Annotated in this window: 20 protein-coding genes; 1 reads left to right on the top strand and 19 read right to left on the bottom strand. The window is 53.2% G+C overall.

What is annotated here, in order from left to right:
* Nucleotides 1-65 precede the first annotated feature (65 nt).
* The gene (locus tag OGV89_RS06520) at nucleotides 66-233 is read right to left on the bottom strand and encodes an Arc family DNA binding domain-containing protein (RefSeq protein ID WP_123924720.1); all 168 of its coding nucleotides are present in this window, start codon (nucleotides 231-233) and stop codon (nucleotides 66-68) included.
* Between the two features lie 122 nt (nucleotides 234-355).
* Between OGV89_RS06520 and OGV89_RS06525 the strand changes: the two genes are divergently transcribed.
* Nucleotides 356-787, top strand: a complete 432-nt coding sequence (locus tag OGV89_RS06525; protein WP_123924721.1) for an Arc family DNA-binding protein — start codon at nucleotides 356-358, stop codon at nucleotides 785-787.
* 317 nt (nucleotides 788-1,104) lie between these two features.
* Here the strand turns inward: OGV89_RS06525 and OGV89_RS06530 are convergent, their stop codons facing one another.
* From OGV89_RS06530 to OGV89_RS06615, 18 genes are all read right to left on the bottom strand, one after another.
* Nucleotides 1,105-1,515: a hypothetical protein gene (locus tag OGV89_RS06530; RefSeq protein WP_216642492.1), complete on the bottom strand. Its 411-nt coding sequence runs from the start codon at nucleotides 1,513-1,515 to the stop codon at nucleotides 1,105-1,107.
* A gap of 62 nt (nucleotides 1,516-1,577) precedes the next feature.
* Nucleotides 1,578-1,802: a hypothetical protein gene (locus OGV89_RS06535; RefSeq protein ID WP_123924722.1), complete on the bottom strand. Its 225-nt coding sequence runs from the start codon at nucleotides 1,800-1,802 to the stop codon at nucleotides 1,578-1,580.
* Complete coding sequence (locus OGV89_RS06540; RefSeq protein ID WP_286558358.1) at nucleotides 1,802-4,933, bottom strand: phage tail tape measure protein; 3,132 nt, start codon at nucleotides 4,931-4,933, stop codon at nucleotides 1,802-1,804. Before OGV89_RS06540 ends, OGV89_RS06535 begins: the two co-directional genes overlap by 1 nt.
* Entirely contained in the window at nucleotides 4,933-5,172 is a 240-nt protein-coding gene (locus OGV89_RS06545) for a DUF1799 domain-containing protein (protein WP_286558360.1), read from the bottom strand. Before OGV89_RS06545 ends, OGV89_RS06540 begins: the two co-directional genes overlap by 1 nt.
* A gap of 65 nt (nucleotides 5,173-5,237) precedes the next feature.
* Nucleotides 5,238-5,576: a phage tail assembly chaperone gene (locus tag OGV89_RS06550; RefSeq protein WP_286558362.1), complete on the bottom strand. Its 339-nt coding sequence runs from the start codon at nucleotides 5,574-5,576 to the stop codon at nucleotides 5,238-5,240.
* 86 nt (nucleotides 5,577-5,662) lie between these two features.
* A complete protein-coding gene (locus OGV89_RS06555) occupies nucleotides 5,663-6,238 on the bottom strand; it encodes a hypothetical protein (RefSeq protein WP_102190954.1) in 576 nt (191 codons plus the stop codon).
* A gap of 122 nt (nucleotides 6,239-6,360) precedes the next feature.
* On the bottom strand, nucleotides 6,361-7,293 hold the full coding sequence (locus OGV89_RS06560; protein WP_286558365.1) for a phage tail tube protein: 933 nt from the start codon (nucleotides 7,291-7,293) through the stop codon (nucleotides 6,361-6,363).
* Between the two features lie 46 nt (nucleotides 7,294-7,339).
* Entirely contained in the window at nucleotides 7,340-7,789 is a 450-nt protein-coding gene (locus tag OGV89_RS06565) for a DUF4128 domain-containing protein (protein ID WP_286558367.1), read from the bottom strand.
* A complete protein-coding gene (locus OGV89_RS06570) occupies nucleotides 7,779-8,378 on the bottom strand; it encodes a hypothetical protein (RefSeq protein ID WP_102190957.1) in 600 nt (199 codons plus the stop codon). Before OGV89_RS06570 ends, OGV89_RS06565 begins: the two co-directional genes overlap by 11 nt.
* A gap of 2 nt (nucleotides 8,379-8,380) precedes the next feature.
* Nucleotides 8,381-8,734 carry a hypothetical protein gene (locus OGV89_RS06575; protein ID WP_286558369.1) on the bottom strand — a complete coding sequence of 118 codons (354 nt, stop codon included), beginning with the start codon at nucleotides 8,732-8,734 and terminating at the stop codon, nucleotides 8,381-8,383.
* 1 nt (nucleotide 8,735) lies between these two features.
* On the bottom strand, nucleotides 8,736-9,218 hold the full coding sequence (locus tag OGV89_RS06580; RefSeq protein ID WP_353655505.1) for a DnaT-like ssDNA-binding protein: 483 nt from the start codon (nucleotides 9,216-9,218) through the stop codon (nucleotides 8,736-8,738).
* Nucleotides 9,219-9,220: 2 nt separating this feature from the next.
* Complete coding sequence (locus OGV89_RS06585) at nucleotides 9,221-9,406, bottom strand: hypothetical protein (protein ID WP_048997985.1); 186 nt, start codon at nucleotides 9,404-9,406, stop codon at nucleotides 9,221-9,223.
* A 39-nt stretch (nucleotides 9,407-9,445) separates the two neighbouring features.
* Nucleotides 9,446-10,585: a major capsid protein gene (locus OGV89_RS06590; RefSeq protein WP_286558373.1), complete on the bottom strand. Its 1,140-nt coding sequence runs from the start codon at nucleotides 10,583-10,585 to the stop codon at nucleotides 9,446-9,448.
* 17 nt (nucleotides 10,586-10,602) lie between these two features.
* Entirely contained in the window at nucleotides 10,603-11,355 is a 753-nt protein-coding gene (locus OGV89_RS06595) for a DUF6651 domain-containing protein (RefSeq protein WP_286558375.1), read from the bottom strand.
* Between the two features lie 320 nt (nucleotides 11,356-11,675).
* The gene (locus tag OGV89_RS06600; protein WP_286558377.1) at nucleotides 11,676-12,782 is read right to left on the bottom strand and encodes a phage minor head protein; all 1,107 of its coding nucleotides are present in this window, start codon (nucleotides 12,780-12,782) and stop codon (nucleotides 11,676-11,678) included.
* 1 nt (nucleotide 12,783) lies between these two features.
* On the bottom strand, nucleotides 12,784-14,187 hold the full coding sequence (locus OGV89_RS06605) for a DUF4055 domain-containing protein (protein WP_286558379.1): 1,404 nt from the start codon (nucleotides 14,185-14,187) through the stop codon (nucleotides 12,784-12,786).
* Nucleotides 14,188-14,191: 4 nt separating this feature from the next.
* On the bottom strand, nucleotides 14,192-15,496 hold the full coding sequence (locus tag OGV89_RS06610; protein WP_286558381.1) for a terminase large subunit domain-containing protein: 1,305 nt from the start codon (nucleotides 15,494-15,496) through the stop codon (nucleotides 14,192-14,194).
* Entirely contained in the window at nucleotides 15,474-16,463 is a 990-nt protein-coding gene (locus OGV89_RS06615) for a terminase small subunit (RefSeq protein ID WP_286558383.1), read from the bottom strand. Before OGV89_RS06615 ends, OGV89_RS06610 begins: the two co-directional genes overlap by 23 nt.
* Nucleotides 16,464-16,487: the final 24 nt, after the last annotated feature.

A 16,487-nucleotide genomic window follows, 5' to 3' on the forward strand; every position in this document is an offset into this window, starting at 1 on the left:
TTCCTGTCTGGGATTTGTTCGATAAGGAGCCCCGGCTATCGCAAGTAGTCGGGGTTTCGTTGTTTTCAAGCCTGAACACTTTTCTCACCACTAAGCCCGTAAATCTTCCGCAACTGATAAATCAACTCTGTATTGAACTGACGACACTCATCTTCCCCATTACGTTCAATCGCTTTTCGCACATCCTCTGGGAAGCGCACCTTGCGCTGATACATATCTTTTGCTTTTTCCATAACCCCTCCAAATGCCCCACCGTGAGGCAATAACTAGAGTGTCACACCGTGCGTCATTGCTGTCAACCCCACCGTGGGGCATAATTTACATATTGTAAATTTTGGTAGGTTAAACACATAACATGAGCAGAGAAGATCCGCAGTTACGAATCAGGCTACCAATTGAACTAAAAGAGAAAATTGAAGAATCTGCCAAAGCCAATAGTCGTTCAATGAATGCAGAAATTGTGCAACGACTTGAGAGAACATACCTTTCTGAGCTTGCAGATGATGAGGTGCTTTCAGCCCAAGATGTAATTAAAATCGTCGCCAGCGCCAAAGATGAGTTATCCGACATCATATTCAAACGTACTTTCGCGGAGATTAATAAGAAGGCCAGGATGGGGCATAAAGGCTTTCACATAGATCTTACGGACCTTGAGCTGGAAGAACTAAGCGAGGATGACTTCTATTACGTCTTGAAGCGTACGTTCGATAGCTTGAATGAGCTTGGGTTCATCGTCCCTGACAAATCTTTTGACAACGCTGGTTTCCTAATTGAGATCCCAGAGTAAATACTACCTATAGACAATCTAACTGTTAAAGAGCACCTACAGACGTGATTAAAGCGTCAGTAAAAAACTCTGTCAAATCAGCGTGTAACAGTTAAGTGTTATGTTTTTATTATATGAATAGCAGTGAATAGATATGGTTATGAAAAACACCCAGAAGTTATTTTTTAACCAAAGATTGATAATGTGACGACTTTCACAAATCACACATCATAAGCCCACCTGAGTGGGCTGCCTCTCGGCTATAGATGTAAAAAAGCCCCGCGCTAGCGAGGCTTGAGTTCGGTTGAATGGTGGTGGTTAGTCGGCTCTACATAAACTCATTCGGATGGTGTGGCACCGCAGCGGCTAACATAAGAGTTTCCGTCAAGATCTATCCATGACTCATCTCTTCCATCGGGGTATATCGCTTTTTCTCCGATCTCATAATTCACGCCTTTAGAAAACGCCCCTTTGGGAGTCATCTTGATATGAACATAGAAAGGATGATAGCCAACATACGCACCAAACCCATTCTTCCCAGCAACCCTGCCACATACGAAACCGCTCACAACATCCCCGGACTGCTGGTTTTTGTCCAAATTGAACCTAACCATTTTAAATTTGGCGCTATCGGGATCCATCAACCCATTTGCAATTTCTTGTTGCCCGAGTTGTAGTGCTTTTTCCTCTGAAGGTTTACACGCAGTAAGTGCAATACAGGCCAAACTTAAGCAAAACATTTTTCTCATTATCATCCCCATGATTATCATGTTTTTTCTCATGATAACCATGGGAGATAGGGATGTAACGATCAGAAACTAGTAGCGACCACCTTTAGCGTACCCTTAGCAGTGGCAATAGCAAGCTCTTCAACTTGTTTAAGGGTCAGGTCTAGCTGATATGGCAGGTTAACAGGGACACTTGCAATGCGAGTGCAATCGTCTGGGCCATAGAATGTCACGAAGGCACTGATCGCCTTTCCGTTTTCGTTGGCATACCAAACAACATCAGAGACCTTTACTTCTGCAATTTTCATTAGTATTTCCCTCTCACGGCATTCCACAGCGGAGTGCCTGGTTTTCTTACTTGAGTATTAATGGTGTCAATCATCGCATCGTTGAGTTGCCTGCCAATAGCTGCAGCATTTGCTGAGCCCCCTGTATTGACCTGTCCGCCTGAACCAATGTTTATGTCACCAAAACTGACGCTGATAATTGGCACACCAGAGTCTGACACTCCAGCCTGATTTCCCCCAACAAGCCCGCCAGAAGCGTAACGGCCTAAATTACCGTTGTTCATTAGGCGATACAGGTTATCTACGCCGATCCGCCTAGTGGCTTCTTTGGTGAAAACGAACTCATCTTTATGCACGATGCCTGCGGGTTCATATTTACCGCCCGCACCTGTGTAACCACCGGAATCAAACAGGCTAACTCCAGAGTTTGCAGCGCTGGCATATGCTCCGCCTGGCGTGTTGCCACCAGCACCACCGCTAATCCACCCCATCGCAGCCTGAACGGCGTAAGCCACAAGCAACTGATTCGTTACCTGCACGATCATCTTCAACATGGACTTGGTGAAGTCTTTGAAGCTTGCTGTGCCGGTAGTAACCAGATCTGTCAACATGTCGGATAGACCACTGAAGGTAGAACCAGCCACATTTCGCATTGCTTCAAACGTGTTTGTTGCTGAGTCGGCATAATCGGCCCAGCCCCGCTTTGCGCCAGCCTGCCAGTCGCTGCGAAGTTCATCTTCTTTCCGATAGGTCTCCTCTTGATCTGCGAGAACCTTTTTCTGAGCGTCTTGGTTAAAGGCGTAGGATTCAGTCAGGCGCTGGCGCGTCGCCTCCCTTTCAGCCTCTCTGGTGGACAAGCCTCTAGCTGCTGCCGCAATTTCCGCCTGCTTGGCAGACTGTTGCTGGGCGAACTTAGTTGCCTGGTCAGCCAATGAGTTCAATTTTTGCTGCTTGGCAATTTGATCACCCAGTCCGGCATTAATATCTGCCTGGGCCAGCAGTTTCTCTTTGTTCGCCAGCAACGATTTTTCATCGAAAGTTAATGCACGCCCTTTCGGATCGTTAGCTGTGGACTCGAGGATGGTGATTTTTGAGATTAACTCCCACTGCTGCTTACGCTGCTGGCTGATTACATCGTTGATGTCACGATGATCCTGCAGCGTTTTGAGCTGCGCTTGCAGAGCTAGAGTCTCAGCATTGTAGGTGTCGGTTGAGCGATCACCTGTTGAAACCTTAACGGCTGGAGCCTTGGGAGTTTTGTCCGGATGAAACTGTCTATTAATGGCATCTACAGCCTGCTGCCGCTGTGCTGAGCTCCAGTCGCGGGGCGAGGCCGCGACATTTTTCCAAAGTTCAGACAGGGCCTTGCTGCGCTTTTCCTGCCATGTAGCTGACTGTTCGAGGATGCTGTTTCGATAAATCAGGGCATTAGTTCGCTTGTTATCAGCCTCGGTTCCTTGCTGAATAGAAACATTAATATCTTCCTGAAGCTGAGCAGCTTGTTGAAGTGGCGCTATTTGTGCCTTTAAAACACTTATCGCTGATAACTGAGCTTTCCTACGTGCGTCATATTCCTGATCGTTACTGCTCGCATCATAGCTATATCCATATCCCTGACGCTGTCTATCTGGAAGCAGGGCTTTCTCACGCTCAGCAAGTTCGGACTGCATCTTGCGGAGCATGTCGTTCGGAGCTTCGGGGCGACCAATATTCAGAAGTTCATCCCACATCCCCTTAAGTGCCTTGCTGACGCTACCAGCAGCTCTCTCAATTAATCCCATGTTGTCGAGGATTTGCTGGCTGCGCTTTTGCTCAGCTAGGCTATAAGCTTTTGCAGCCGCCTCTGCTGCTCCCTCTTTATCACCCCGACGCTCCAGTGCCGAAATGTAGTCGTATTGCGATGAGGTAAGGAAATGGAGCGTAGAATTAAGATCCTCCGCCGCCTTGGTTGGGCTGGCATACAGCTTTTGGAAGTTCTTAATGGTGGCGTCAACAGACTGGCCAGTGGCCTCCTGCATCGCCAGCGCCGCCCTGGTAACTGTTTCAAGCTGCTCCGTTTTAAACGTCCCTGCCCCAACCACCTCCGCGAGCGTCCGAGCGGCAGCCGCAACCTTACCACTGGAGCCTCCAATTTTTTGAGCCATGTCTGACAGTTGGCTCGCCGAACTGGCCGAATAATTACCCGTGAGTATCAGCTGCTTATTAAACTCACTGGCTTCCTGGCTGCCTTTGTACCAAGCTACAGCCATCGCCCCGAGGCCTACAACCAGGCCGCTAATACCTATCGTTACCGGATTAATGAAACCTAACAGAGTGCGTAAATAGTCGCCCACCCCCGTTAGAGCCCCTTTAACCCCACCAAACTGGTCTTTAATCTGCCCGCCCTGTTGTAGCAGGATCAGGAACGGCGACTGCCCACCAGCCAGCTGCGTGGCGATATCAGTGAACTGTGCCGGAAGCGTGCGCATTGCGGCGCTGTACTGGCCCACAGAGATACCAGCCCGCCGCGCAGCTAACTCCTGCTGGGACAGCGCCTCAGGTAGCACGTCAGCCACGCCAGAGAGCCGTTCACGCGTCTGGTTGAGGATGGTGTTGAAGTGCTCGAACTGGGTGCCGTTAATGCGCCCCGCTTCGAAGTGTGCCACCAGCTGCGCATGCTGCTCGTCCAGCGAGTTGAATGCGCGGATCGTCGGGTCGATTGAACCCAGCAGGTTTTTCAGCGCGGCTGATTGCTTCTCTGCCGCCTGAGTGGTCGCGAGTTCTGCCTGGGCACGCGCAGCTGCTTCGCCGGCATCCGTCAGCTTAAGCCGGGTGTCGTCCAGGATTTTGTTGTAGTGCTGAAAATCATCGGTATCCAGAAAGCCTTTGGTCTGGAAGTTACGCAGCGCGGCCTGTTGTTCGTCCAGCCGGTTCAGTGCTTTGTTTACCGGATCGATATTCTCAAGCAGGCCTTTCAGTGCAGCCTGCTGCTCTTTGATACCTTCGCTGCCCTGCTTCGCAGACTCAGCACCCGCGCGAAATACGCTGTTAAGGTCATCAGCTTTGCCGACGGCACCTGCTGCCGCTTCGCCGAGTTTATCCAGTTCATTGCTGGCTGCTTTCAGATCGGATACATCAGCCCGCAAAGTAATCGAGGCGATTTGGTCTGACATTATTTCGTCTCCTTATGCATTACCTTAAGTGCCTCGCTTTCCATGATTTGAAGGTCAGCCATACAGGCCGCCGCATCTTCAACCCCGTGTAACTCAAAGATCCAGGGGAGAACGTTGTAATCAAGACCGGTTGCACCGCTCGCACCGACGCGCCATTGGGTCGCCAGCGTGGAGAAGATGGTGAAGGCTTTCCATACCGACGGCAGGATCCCCACCTCTTCCTCCACGTCTTCAGGCATCAAACCAAAAGCTTGTAGCTCCTCGAGTGTCGGTCCCGGCGTATACATCGCTGCAGCGACCTGCCTCAGTTTTTTTCGCGGATGCCCATAAGTTCTTTGGTATAAGCCAGGCCAATGCTGTCGAACGCACGCGGGTAGTTCTTAAGCAGGATGATCACGTTATCGCGGTTGAATTCATCCGGCAGCGCCCAGCTATCGACGATTTCCATCAAGTAGTTGGTCTGCATCTCGACGGGGGATTTTTTACCTTCAGCTGCTTTCTGCAACTTCTCATCCAGGGCGCGCAGCTCTTCCAGCGTCTTATGGCGGAAGGTGAAGGTCAGTTTGCCGTCTTCGGCGCCAGCGCGTGGGATACTGGCTGTAACGGAAAATGTCGGGTTAGGGATCAGGGAGAATTTGGTCATCTCAGTTCCTTAAAAAAAGAAAAACCCGCCGGAGCGGGTCTTAAATTGGATATATGTAGCTTGTACATTACATTTAAAAAGTCACCTTATGTCTGGTGGCTTTCAGTCTTTGAAATCTGATGGTAACTACTTGTAATTCTATCCATCAAAGCTTTTTCGATTTCAAATGTGAAACTTTCGCCAGTAGTCACACTGATTACGCATCTAAAATCTTTGGGGTTGGCATCTTGCTCTTTCAAACCTAATGCTATTTTTTCAATCCATTCTGAGTTGCCATCAATATCTATCCAAAAAGTGGCCTGCTCACCGTAATCTAGTTTTTGAGGTAATTGCATTGATAAAGGAGAGTGGAATGGTTGATAAAACGTAATATCTTTTTTGAATGTCCAATTTATAGAAGTAACTTTTACTGTATGAAGTGCAAGGTTTGTAATAACAATTGTCACCCCTTTTTTTTGATAAGGTCCTTGCCACGTTATACCGACATTAACTCGGCAACTAATATGCGCTTTAGGCTTTTTTAGCCCCAGATGAAGGGAAACACATACAGCCAAAAAGGTCGCTATACCCGCAACCCATGTCCCTATCATCGACCAAAATGCCCAATTCGCAGCTTCCTGAGCTGCTTGGAGCGTTGCCAATGCCATCACTTTCTCATCCATAAAACCTCTCTTTTTTGGTGAGTATATTCGAAAGCAATTTCAGAGGCATCCAGCGAATTCCAACTGCAATACATTGGCACATGGGATACATATTTTTAGCCCAGCGAACCGGGCTAAATTGGTTAGCTGATAGTGACGGCGCACGCAGCTGAAGTGATGGTTTTCCCTGCAGCATCGGTGACTTCGCAGGTATAGGAACCAGCATCGTCGGATACAACAGAGGGGGTATTGAACGTCGAGGCTGTTTTACCTGGTTGAGCAGTACTGCCCTTCTTCCACACGTATGTGTAAGGTGCTGAACCGCCTTGCATCACAACAGCCAGATCCAGAGCAGCGCCAGTGGCTACCGTTTTGGTAGTCGGCAGGTCGGTCAGGAACGCAAGTGGCAGAACAGATGAATCAGCAATCGGGTAAATCTGCATATCCGATTCGAAGTTCATGCGCGCTTCGTTGCTTTCCACAGCGTTGATTTCGGTACGTGGTACACGCTGGAAGGATACCTTCGCAGAGTAATAACGATCTGCTTTGCCACGTGGGTTGTGGAACCAGACAGCGGTGGTGTCACTGGAGTCGTCCAGGTCAATCAGGCGCTTATAGATTGCCAACTGCGGGTCATGAGCGAAGGTGTAGACCTGAACCACGGCGTTTTTGAACGTCGGGATGGTACGAGCTTTATCATCCTCCAAGAACTGCACGCTGATGGTCTGCTGATCGCCGCCTTCGGTGGATAAAGTCATGACCTGGGGCATGGTGATCCACGAATCAATTTTGCGCAGCGTGCCCGCGCCGGTGCCCGCCGGATACTTTGTGGTGTCGGTGGTATCGAATGCTTCCAGCACGATCTTGGTGCTGGTTACAGACTTCACGCGCAGCACCATGTTATCGAGTTTCAGCCAGCCAGAGCTCACCTGGACGACATCGCCCGCAAGGATCCCTGCGGCGGAGGCAACGGTCAGTTCGCATTCCGTCGCGTTGGATGCTGCTGTGAAGACAATCGGCGCAAGATAGGCCTTGGCCACGTTCACACGTGACCCGTTAGGGATTGCGAATGCCATTGCATTCTCCTGAATTTAGGGAATAAAAAACCCGCCGAGTAGCGGGTCAGTAATCAGCGCGGTACTGCATGCTGACGGGAGTGGTGTAAGTGATGGAGCCACTGCTGCCGTTGGGTGCTGAGGTTGGGCGATCCTGTATAGGCTGGCGCACCTGCGGCGGGCCATTGATGTAAACCGTCAAATCCCCATCCACCAGTGGCAGTCCTTCGGGGAAGGCATCTGCGACAGACGTTGCCAGTCCCCTGGCCAGCGTCACGCCGCTTCCTGCTGGCGCAATGATGTTGATCTGGAGAATGCCCTGGTACGTACGCAGCTGGCCTCCCAGATCCTGCCCCACGGTTTGCGCCGGTAAGATATAAACACGCCCGTATGGCGCATTATCCGGGGGAGTGAACGCGATGTTCGGCCAGGCCACTGGCAGCCCAAGTGATGAGCAGATAACCGCGACGTGGCTCTCCAGTAACTCGGAAATTCGCATTGACTGGTCACCGACCATTGCGCACCTCGCTCATTGCCTCGCGGAACAGTTGCGCAGCTTCCAGCGCAGTAATGCCCACCATGCCACCGGGTGCCTGACCGGAATGACCGTTTTCCAGCGCTGCCGCATATGGCAGGTTATTTGTGAAGTAAATCGAGCTGACCTGTCCCACCCTGAACACCTCGAGCACTGCCAGACCGCGGGAGTTGGAACCCTGTCCGGAAGCATCCGGTGTATCATTGGATTGGGGCGGCTGGCTATCAAACCCCACATACCAATTGTTCTTGAAGCGTCCGCCGACATAGCCCTCAGGCTTCTTGATATCCATCGAGTCATTGATGCGTAACCCGCGCTTAAGTCGCCCTGCCTTGGTCAGGTTGGCTGGGTCATCGCGAAGCGCCGCGTTATGCTCCCGTACCGCAGTGTTATACGCTGTCGCGGTCTGGTTGACCTGCCAGATATCCGGCTGGCCCACAGGGGACATCTCAACCAGTTGAGCGAGGATTTTAATGCCCGTCCGGCGCACTACCTGATCCATCTCCTGCTTCGAACTATCCACAAATAACTGAATGGCAGCCAGGAACGGCTGATTAGCAGAACTGGCCATAGTCACGCCCTCAGTTGGATGTTGTAGGAGATGAGTACATCGGCAGGCTTAACCGGATTAGGCTGCACCACCCGCCATGCTTTGCCGTCGATCTCGATGCGGTCGTCAATACGCACTTCCGTTTCGGCTGTGGCTGCCAGCTTCTTATCGCCAGTAGCAATCAGAGAGCCATCTATTTCACGAGAGGAGTATTCGGTGATAACGCCGGTGACGGTAGCTGTTACTGCAGGTGTTGTGACCTCCTTGCCGAACTGATCTCGAATGGTGCTTCCGCCGCGGGTTAGTTGGTATACCTTCCCGTTCTCGGTCAGCAGCCGGGTTGCGGTCGCGCGCATGCGCAGATAGCTAATTGCCATATCAGCCCCTTTCGATACGGATCTGATTGCCGCCGACCACCAGCCCGCGCAGCGAGGAATAGAACCAAGGGAATGACGGCGCCGCCTTGTTGGTGCCCACTTCATACTGAACAGTCACAGCACCCTCGACACGTTCCATCGTCACCGCACCACCACCGGCAACCGAAGGCATTAAGTCAATCTCCTGCGACTCGATAGCCAGGCGGCACTGCGCGTCAACCAACCGCTGTGGGATAGCATCATCCGGCAGGTCAACACCATCGAAGCGAACGCCAGAGCGAGGCCAAGATAGCGGCTGTGAAGCAACGCTGCGCTGCCCGCGCCATGACTTACCTTCCAGATAATCCATCGCCTGCATCAGCATCTGGCCGCACTCACCATCATCTGCAGGAATGCTATATCCGCGCCCGGCAGCAAATGCCCGCAGGTCTGACACGCTGGCGTAGCTGTTGAAGCCTGGAGAGTTGGGATCGGCAACCAGCATGGTTATTCCTCCAGACGCCAGTCCAGCGCCAGCCAGTTATCCACTTCATCAGGATGAACATCTGCGCGCAGCGGGCCGCCAGGGAATTCTGGGGTGTCACGTACCATGACCACCAGCTCAATACCCTGCTGAGCTGCAAGCTTTTCCGCTTCACGCTGGGCGCGCTGCTCTTTGGTTAATCCGGCCATTGGGCCTCCTGAAAAACAAAGGGGCCGAAGCCCCTTAGGTTAACCCATGATGATGGCGGAATGACGTGGCGCCACAGCAGCCACACCCCATGCCAGACCCACTTCATAACGCACCTGACGGTACTGGCGGTACAGCGCCACCTGGAAGGTGATGCCAGACACCGGGTCGGTCACATTCATGACGTCATCAGCAGTATCGCCACCTTCAGGCATCGCCGGGGTACGGCTGGCCAGCAGGAATGCCCCGCGGTCAAACGCCATGTTCGGTACGAATTCGCTCAACACGGTGACATCAGCCTGATCTGCCAGATCCTGACGGAGGCCTGGCGCGCTAATGGTGATAGTGGAAGACGTAGCCGCAACGACCAGATACTGATTGTCATCACCGGCGAACTTCACCGCAGTACCTGCAGCAATACCGCCGGTGCCGGCAGAAATAGCGATGATGATATCGCCCTCTTTCTTCGCGCCATTGACCTTATAGCCAGCAGCAGCGCTTTTCGCGGTACGCTTGATGCTGAAGGATTCGTGGAGGTTGAAGCCCATGATGCGACCGATAACACCTTCACGCAGCAGCTGGTCGGTTCCCGCTTCGTTCGCTTTGAAGAGGACAGCCTGTTTACCACGGATGGATGCCATCGCTTCGCCACCCAGCACCATACGCAAATCGGTAGTCGGCGCACCGTTATCGGTCAGGATTTGACGCGCCAACGCAGCATCAGTCAGATCGTCTTTAATGCTAAACGGAGTATTCTTCGGCGCGCCAACAGCGCGGGAGGAGTTGAGGTGCAGCGCAGCGAGGTCTGCATCCACTTCGTTCGCCAGCGCGCGGAAAGCCTGCTTGAACTGGTCAGCCAGGATGGTGTTGTAGGTACCAGCCGGGCCCAGAGCCAATTGCTCTTCACCATTCCATTTCACCGGGGCCATTTTGGATTTGGTGATTTTGACATCCACACCACCGATGGTCTGGTCGCCAGAATTAGGGGCTGACGGACCAGGGACAATATCTTCAGTGGTGGCTGCAGGTGCGACTGGCGCACGTACGGTCTGGTCTTTTGCAGCAGCATCCGCTTTCGCGTCACGCGCCACCGCAGGAATAAAACCAGTTTGCTCGCGGGACACTACGTCCAGCGCGGTATAGATGGTCGGGATCAGACCAGTAAGGGTATTGCCTGCCATTTATGGCTCCTTTCGATTTAATCGACGATGCTGACGCCGTCTTTCAGCGCTGCTTGCTTGCCAGCGTTATCCAGGGAATCAAACGCACCGCGTTTCATGGTTTTCTGCCCGGCCTGATGCTGCGACTGGTGAGAGCCACCGCCGCTGTTGCCGGACGATTTGAGGATGTAGTCTTTCTGCGGGTGCAACTCGACCAGGGATTCCAGCGCTTCATCGAAGCTGGCCAGTTCGCCGGGCTTGGTACGGGAGAACACCTTATTGCCCTGTCCGTCGTACGCCACAACCTTGCCGTCTTCGATTTTGAAGTTCTGACCGAAATGGGAGCGCACGAACTCAGCTGGGATCGCCATCTTCTCGGAGATGAATTTCGAACCACCAAAGCGGCCGCCGATCATCTCGTCGTAGAGTTGGGTTTCCAGCGCCTGAGTTTTACTGTTCGCTTCGTCCAGTTGCTGCTGGTAAACCTTGGTAATCTCGGCCTTCACCTGGTCAACAGCGCCAGCGTCGATCAGCTTCTTCTGGTCGATTTTGGTCATCATCTCCAGGGCTTCGAGCGCCTTGGCCGGGTCGGTGATGCCAGAGAATTTCGCGAGATTGGCTTCCGCCGCTTCCTTCGCTTCGCGGTGAGTTTTCGCCTCGCCATTCAGGGAGGTGATTTTGGTCATCGCTGCGACCGCATCGAACGGGATCTCTTTGCCATCATCATGGATGTACACAGGCATACCGTTTTCAACGACCACATTTCCGTTAGCATCAAGTTTCAGTTTCATTGTTTTTGCTCCAGCCTTCCGGCCATACGTAATGGGTCATCCGACCCGGGCACCGCGTCGCATCCGCTCAGCGGCAGGCATAAAAAAAGCTGCCCAGAGGCAGCCTGTTAGATAAATTCGATTGTAATTTCGCCACGTAGCTTGCGGGAGTAAACCTCACTCCGCTTTCGTTTATGGATCCGCAGCGGGTGTGGATAAATGCATGCGACACCTCGCTTAACGTCCGCCCAAACGCAGCTCTTTACCTCATTACCATTTACAAACACCCTTCGTCTGCCACGGCCATCGCCCACGCAGTGAAAATCATCATTACGCATACCCTATCCCTCAAATGCCGACGCATCTACACGGCGCAGTTCGTCCAGGGTCAGGAACTCCCCGGCATCGTTGAACATCTCCGGCACAGTGATTTTTCCGTCATGCAGCATCTGCGCGCGAGTAACACCCAGCACCTGCTCCTGCCGCGCGTAAGGCTGCCTCGCAAGCCATTCGGCATAGCTGGTATACGCTGGCACCTGTCCGTCCATTGAGGCGCGTGTCGCGCTGCTCAGAACGCCTTGGGCTATCTGCAGTTCCTCCCACGATTTGGTAATCAGGATTTCGCTGGAGCGACAGCAGAAGTGGATTTTACCGGGGCCACGCAGGTACGGAACCACATGCCCCAGCGGCTTGCCGTCGAGCGTATAAAGCTTGCGGTCGCGGATGATGCACCACTGGCTGGTGTGGGTGTCCAGAGTCGAAGACCACTGTTTGGCCTTCACGATATCGCTGTTGGCTTGTGCGAACTCGTGGCGCGCCGTTGCTGCCATATGATTCACCGCGGTGCGGGCAACAACAGCAAGGTCACGACGTGAGGCATTGATAACCCCGTCCAGGCGGTTAAGTTGCGGCGTGCCGGCGACGCGCTTCACGATCTGCTCGACGGTTTCACCCTGAAGAAATCCGGTACGCACAGCACTGGTGATTTTATCCAGCCGATCGGCTTCAAGCTTTTGTCCCCACTCTTTCAGCAATCTCCCCTGAAAAGGTTGCGCCACCGCAGAGGCGTAGACCTGCTCTGGGGCAATGCTTTGCAGCGGAACGTGCTTCAGGATCTGCTTCGGGATGATGCTGCTGAACAGGTCCAGTTGATACCCAGCCTCATATTCAACGTAGCGCGTCAGCTCGCGCGTCAGAGCAGCATTCACCGGTTCGTAGGCCTGCTGATTCAGCTCACGCACGCCAGCCAGCAGTGATGCCAGTCGGCGGGCGCTGTAGGTATCAGCACGCTTGCCGTCCAGCAGCACCAACAGTTTCGCGGCCAGCTCTGCATCCATTCTGTTCAGTAACGCGACCATGCGCCGTGCGACGCCGGTGCCGTAGCGCGTCACATAAAGGCCATGCGCTATAGTCTCGTCCTGGAGCAGGTCATTGACGGAGCGGGCCATGCTATACCTCGTCTAACGTTCTGGTATCCAGAGAAGATGACTCAGCCAGCAATTCGTCCAGGACCTTCTCCGGGTCTGCATCGGCATCAATCAGGTTGAGTTTTTGCAGGGATTTAATCGCATCGATGCGGCGAAGGTCACCGCCCTGACGTAGCGACTGAATGGCCAGTGCAGCAGGAGGATTGAACTCTTTCGATTCGACATCCAGTTCGGTGCGGACATCGACGTTACCACCTTCGGATTCACCGATGTACTCAGCCATAATCTGCAGGATATTGTCGATCGCATCTTCCAGGCTGGTTGCCATAGTGTAGAGCGGGGACTGCTCCTGCATTTTCTCTTCTGAGGTCTGGTCAACAGATTTGGTCGAGGTATTGTCGGTACGCAGCAGCTTCGCGCCCGCCTGTCGCATCTGCTCCACCAGGTCGGTTAGCGACTCTTTACCGGCACTGATTGACGTTCCAGTGTGTTCCACATATTCAAGCCCCTGCTTCTGTCGATCAGAGAACTGAGTCGCAGACGATGAGCCAATAACTAACTCCTGACCATCTTCAAGTCCAAATACAGTCAACAGCGGCACCCGCGCGACGTGCAGGATGTTGTCCTGCTCGCTCTGGCTCTGCCAGTGCTTAACGTTCAGCAGCGCCATGTTCAGCAGCGGCGGAGAACCGCACATAAACCCAGTGCGCTTGGTGTAGAGAGTGACCAGCGTGATGTCCTGACGGGAGGTCTGCCATTCTTCATGCAATTCCCAGTTCGCTTGGGCATTCTCGCCGGTCGCCTTGCGGTAAATCTGCACCTGTCCAGGTGTCAGCAAACGAATCTGCTCAACCTTCGTTTGCCCGAAGTCGTCGCCATCTTCAACCACGACCTCTTTGATGCGCAGCGCAGTGAGTTGCACCTTGCCGCCGACCATCGTCGACTTCCAGCCAATTACCTGTCGGGGATTAAGCATCGTGACGTATGGCCGCGCGCCAGTAGCTTTCTCGTCAGCCTTAGTCTTCACCTGTTCGGCATCTATTCGGGGATAATCCACCAGCGCATGCGAAAGACCGTACTGCATCGCCAGGCTGAAGAATGCCTGTGCCCATACATCGAGGCGACTACCTTCAAGATCCACGTTCTTCGCGAACTCGCGCAGCTGATCTGGGACGTTCTCGCCCAGTTGGATGGGCTCAGCAAATACTCGCCCAACATTCTGGTTGATCGTCTCTTCATACGCAGGGAGTAACGTGGCCACAGCCAAGCGCTTTTTGTAGTCCTCTTTGTCTTCTTTCGGCCAGCGAGGAAGATATTCCTCACCCAACTGGCGCATGTACAGCGTGCCGCCCATCAGGGCATCATTAATGTCCCACGCCTGCACCATGTTCCCATAGTCCAGATTGGGTGTTGAAATATCAGGCATGGAGTTACATCCGTAGTTGAGTGACTTTTCCGGTCGGCTTGATTATCGGGAATTGCTTCACGATGAAATAGCCACCAGCGTCATTTGGGTGATCGTTGTCGGCTGATTTATCCGGCTCGCCGCTTGCCGCCCATACCTGCTGCTCAAGGCTGTCGGTGTAGACTGGGCAGCGAGCAACGTTAACTTTGTAGCGCCGTTCACCGTTGCCGTTGCAGAACATGGCGTTCATGGAGTTAATGCGATCCTTTACCGGCGGGTTGGCGGCGTTCACCACCACGCTGAATCCTGCCTGCTTGAGCTGCGCAATATCGGTGGCGCTGGCGTTATTGGACTTGCGTGAATCGCCGGAAGCATCCGGGTAAATGTAAATCTGACGAGAGGAGACATAACGCCCACCCTCATAGCGCCAGAACTCTTCCTGAATGCGTTTAATCATCGCCGGGGTGTCATAAACTTTTATCAATTCTCGTACCGCGCGCGGCTCGCCATCCCGAAGAACGTGGACGATAGCCGCCATCTTGCCAACGTTAAAGTCCATGCCGATATAGAGCGGTTCGCCAGCCTGTTCTTCATCGGTGCAGTTATTCAGATGTCGATCGAACTGGTGATAGATGGTACCGCTGGTCAGGTTGGTGAAGCGCCCCCTCAGATACGCCTTAATCAATTCCGGCGGGTAGGAATTCATCAGCGAAGGGATGTAATCCGCGGGCAGGTTCTTCGCGTTGTCGAACGTGCTGGCCTGAATCAGACCGTACAGGGCCGAGAGCTCTGGCTTTTCACGTACTGCCTTCACGAATTGCTGGTAAACGAATTTGAACCCCTCCGGCGTTGTCGTGACGTCAATACCGTTACGCAGCCCATCAACCTTGTAACGCATACGGGCGATGATTTTTCGCCATGCTTGCTGCGCTTTGGCAGCCGCCATGACATCCAGCTCATCCACCATCGCGTTACCGATTTTGAAACCAACTATCGAGCCGGGCTTCTCCATCGAGCGGCAGATTGTGGTCCCGCGGAACCGTCGCCCCTCGTAGAAGTGAACCTCTTTGTTCCCCTCATTGATTTTGACGCTCAGCCCCCAGTCAAAGGCCACCTCTTCGATAGTCGGGTAGAAGATGTCACGAATCTGCGGGTAGGTCGGAGCGAAATAACCCTGGTTGATTTTCGGGTGTTCCCACATCCCTTTGCAGATGCCGCCACAGCCCACCCACGTTTTACCGGAACCGAACCCGGCGACATAGGCTTTGAACTTGTGCTGCATTGCGAGGAAGCGAGCCTGAGGAATGTTAAGTGTCGGGCTGATCCCCATCTTCCGCCCTCGCGTCGACTACGTTGATATTGATTGCAACTGGCGTTGGTTCGTCATCCTCCGGATCTGCGGCCAGTTCTTTGCGAAGTTTGTCGATTTCCAGCTGCCGGCGCTCGATTTCAATCTTCTGCAGACGCTGAGAAAATTCACTGTCAGCCAGGCCGAGGCGTTTCATCACAGCCTCGTACATTCGCTCACGGCTGATGGCGGTTATCTCAACGCCATTCTTACCAAGCTTCACACCGGAATAGGCAAGTGCAGCATCCGGCGCCAGTTTGCGCGTATCAGCGAAGAACGGCTGACCGATGCCGTCACCATTGCAGCGTGGGCATTCAGGGTTAGGTGCGCTGGTGTGGTCGTATCCGTAACCGCCAACATCGACAGGCTCGCGACGTTTACGCTCAAGCGCTTCGAGACGTTTCTCTTCGTACTCTACGGCATCGCGCCATTGATACTGGTGACCAAAGCCCCAGCAGTAACGACACGCACCGCGGCGATACTGCGAAAGCTGGTTTGCATCGAAGGTGGCGAGCTTCCACATCTGCACGAGGACCTCATCGGCACTGCCAAGCGTGCGCGCAATAGAGGCTTTCTGCTGCTGCGCAATGGCCTGAGCAACGTTAGGATTCGTTATGAGCTGACGACCGTAGTTTGGGTCACTATATCCAGCGCGTGCAGCGGCAGCGGTGGCGTTGTTGTCCTTAAGGTATTCCGCGACAAATAAGCGTTGCTGAGCAGTAAGTCCATCGTCATCCACCAGGTCATTTGCGCTTTCATCTTTCTGCGCATTGCGCATTTTTTTCTGCGCAGGTTTTTGCGCAGTTTGCACAGAAGTTTTTTTGATATATCGACGGGCGGTAGCGTAGTTCAGTCCCTGCGCTTCACACCATTCCTTCGGTGATACGCCGGTAGCGGCATTGTCGGACAGGAACCGTTGCTGAAGCTCGCCCCAGTCCGGTTTTGCCATTGCTTACTCCAATAAAAAACCGCC

It is taken from the genome of Citrobacter sp. Cf125, from assembly GCF_030333935.1.
In the GTDB taxonomy this organism is placed as follows: Bacteria; Pseudomonadota; Gammaproteobacteria; order Enterobacterales; family Enterobacteriaceae; genus Citrobacter; species Citrobacter freundii.

Excerpts from the sequence above, each read along its gene's own strand:
- OGV89_RS06520 (WP_123924720.1), bottom strand. The coding sequence starts at position 233 with ATGGAAAAAGCAAAAGATATGTATCAGCGCAAGGTGCGCTTCCCAGAG.
- OGV89_RS06525 (WP_123924721.1), top strand. The coding sequence starts at position 356 with ATGAGCAGAGAAGATCCGCAGTTACGAATCAGGCTACCAATTGAACTA.
- OGV89_RS06530 (WP_216642492.1), bottom strand. The coding sequence starts at position 1,515 with ATGAGAAAAATGTTTTGCTTAAGTTTGGCCTGTATTGCACTTACTGCG.
- OGV89_RS06535 (WP_123924722.1), bottom strand. The coding sequence starts at position 1,802 with ATGAAAATTGCAGAAGTAAAGGTCTCTGATGTTGTTTGGTATGCCAAC.
- OGV89_RS06540 (WP_286558358.1), bottom strand. The coding sequence starts at position 4,933 with ATGTCAGACCAAATCGCCTCGATTACTTTGCGGGCTGATGTATCCGAT.
- OGV89_RS06545 (WP_286558360.1), bottom strand. The coding sequence starts at position 5,172 with ATGCCTGAAGACGTGGAGGAAGAGGTGGGGATCCTGCCGTCGGTATGG.
- OGV89_RS06550 (WP_286558362.1), bottom strand. The coding sequence starts at position 5,576 with ATGACCAAATTCTCCCTGATCCCTAACCCGACATTTTCCGTTACAGCC.
- OGV89_RS06555 (WP_102190954.1), bottom strand. The coding sequence starts at position 6,238 with ATGGATGAGAAAGTGATGGCATTGGCAACGCTCCAAGCAGCTCAGGAA.
- OGV89_RS06560 (WP_286558365.1), bottom strand. The coding sequence starts at position 7,293 with ATGGCATTCGCAATCCCTAACGGGTCACGTGTGAACGTGGCCAAGGCC.
- OGV89_RS06565 (WP_286558367.1), bottom strand. The coding sequence starts at position 7,789 with ATGGTCGGTGACCAGTCAATGCGAATTTCCGAGTTACTGGAGAGCCAC.
- OGV89_RS06570 (WP_102190957.1), bottom strand. The coding sequence starts at position 8,378 with ATGGCCAGTTCTGCTAATCAGCCGTTCCTGGCTGCCATTCAGTTATTT.
- OGV89_RS06575 (WP_286558369.1), bottom strand. The coding sequence starts at position 8,734 with ATGGCAATTAGCTATCTGCGCATGCGCGCGACCGCAACCCGGCTGCTG.
- OGV89_RS06580 (WP_353655505.1), bottom strand. The coding sequence starts at position 9,218 with ATGCTGGTTGCCGATCCCAACTCTCCAGGCTTCAACAGCTACGCCAGC.
- OGV89_RS06585 (WP_048997985.1), bottom strand. The coding sequence starts at position 9,406 with ATGGCCGGATTAACCAAAGAGCAGCGCGCCCAGCGTGAAGCGGAAAAG.
- OGV89_RS06590 (WP_286558373.1), bottom strand. The coding sequence starts at position 10,585 with ATGGCAGGCAATACCCTTACTGGTCTGATCCCGACCATCTATACCGCG.
- OGV89_RS06595 (WP_286558375.1), bottom strand. The coding sequence starts at position 11,355 with ATGAAACTGAAACTTGATGCTAACGGAAATGTGGTCGTTGAAAACGGT.
- OGV89_RS06600 (WP_286558377.1), bottom strand. The coding sequence starts at position 12,782 with ATGGCCCGCTCCGTCAATGACCTGCTCCAGGACGAGACTATAGCGCAT.
- OGV89_RS06605 (WP_286558379.1), bottom strand. The coding sequence starts at position 14,187 with ATGCCTGATATTTCAACACCCAATCTGGACTATGGGAACATGGTGCAG.
- OGV89_RS06610 (WP_286558381.1), bottom strand. The coding sequence starts at position 15,496 with ATGGGGATCAGCCCGACACTTAACATTCCTCAGGCTCGCTTCCTCGCA.
- OGV89_RS06615 (WP_286558383.1), bottom strand. The coding sequence starts at position 16,463 with ATGGCAAAACCGGACTGGGGCGAGCTTCAGCAACGGTTCCTGTCCGAC.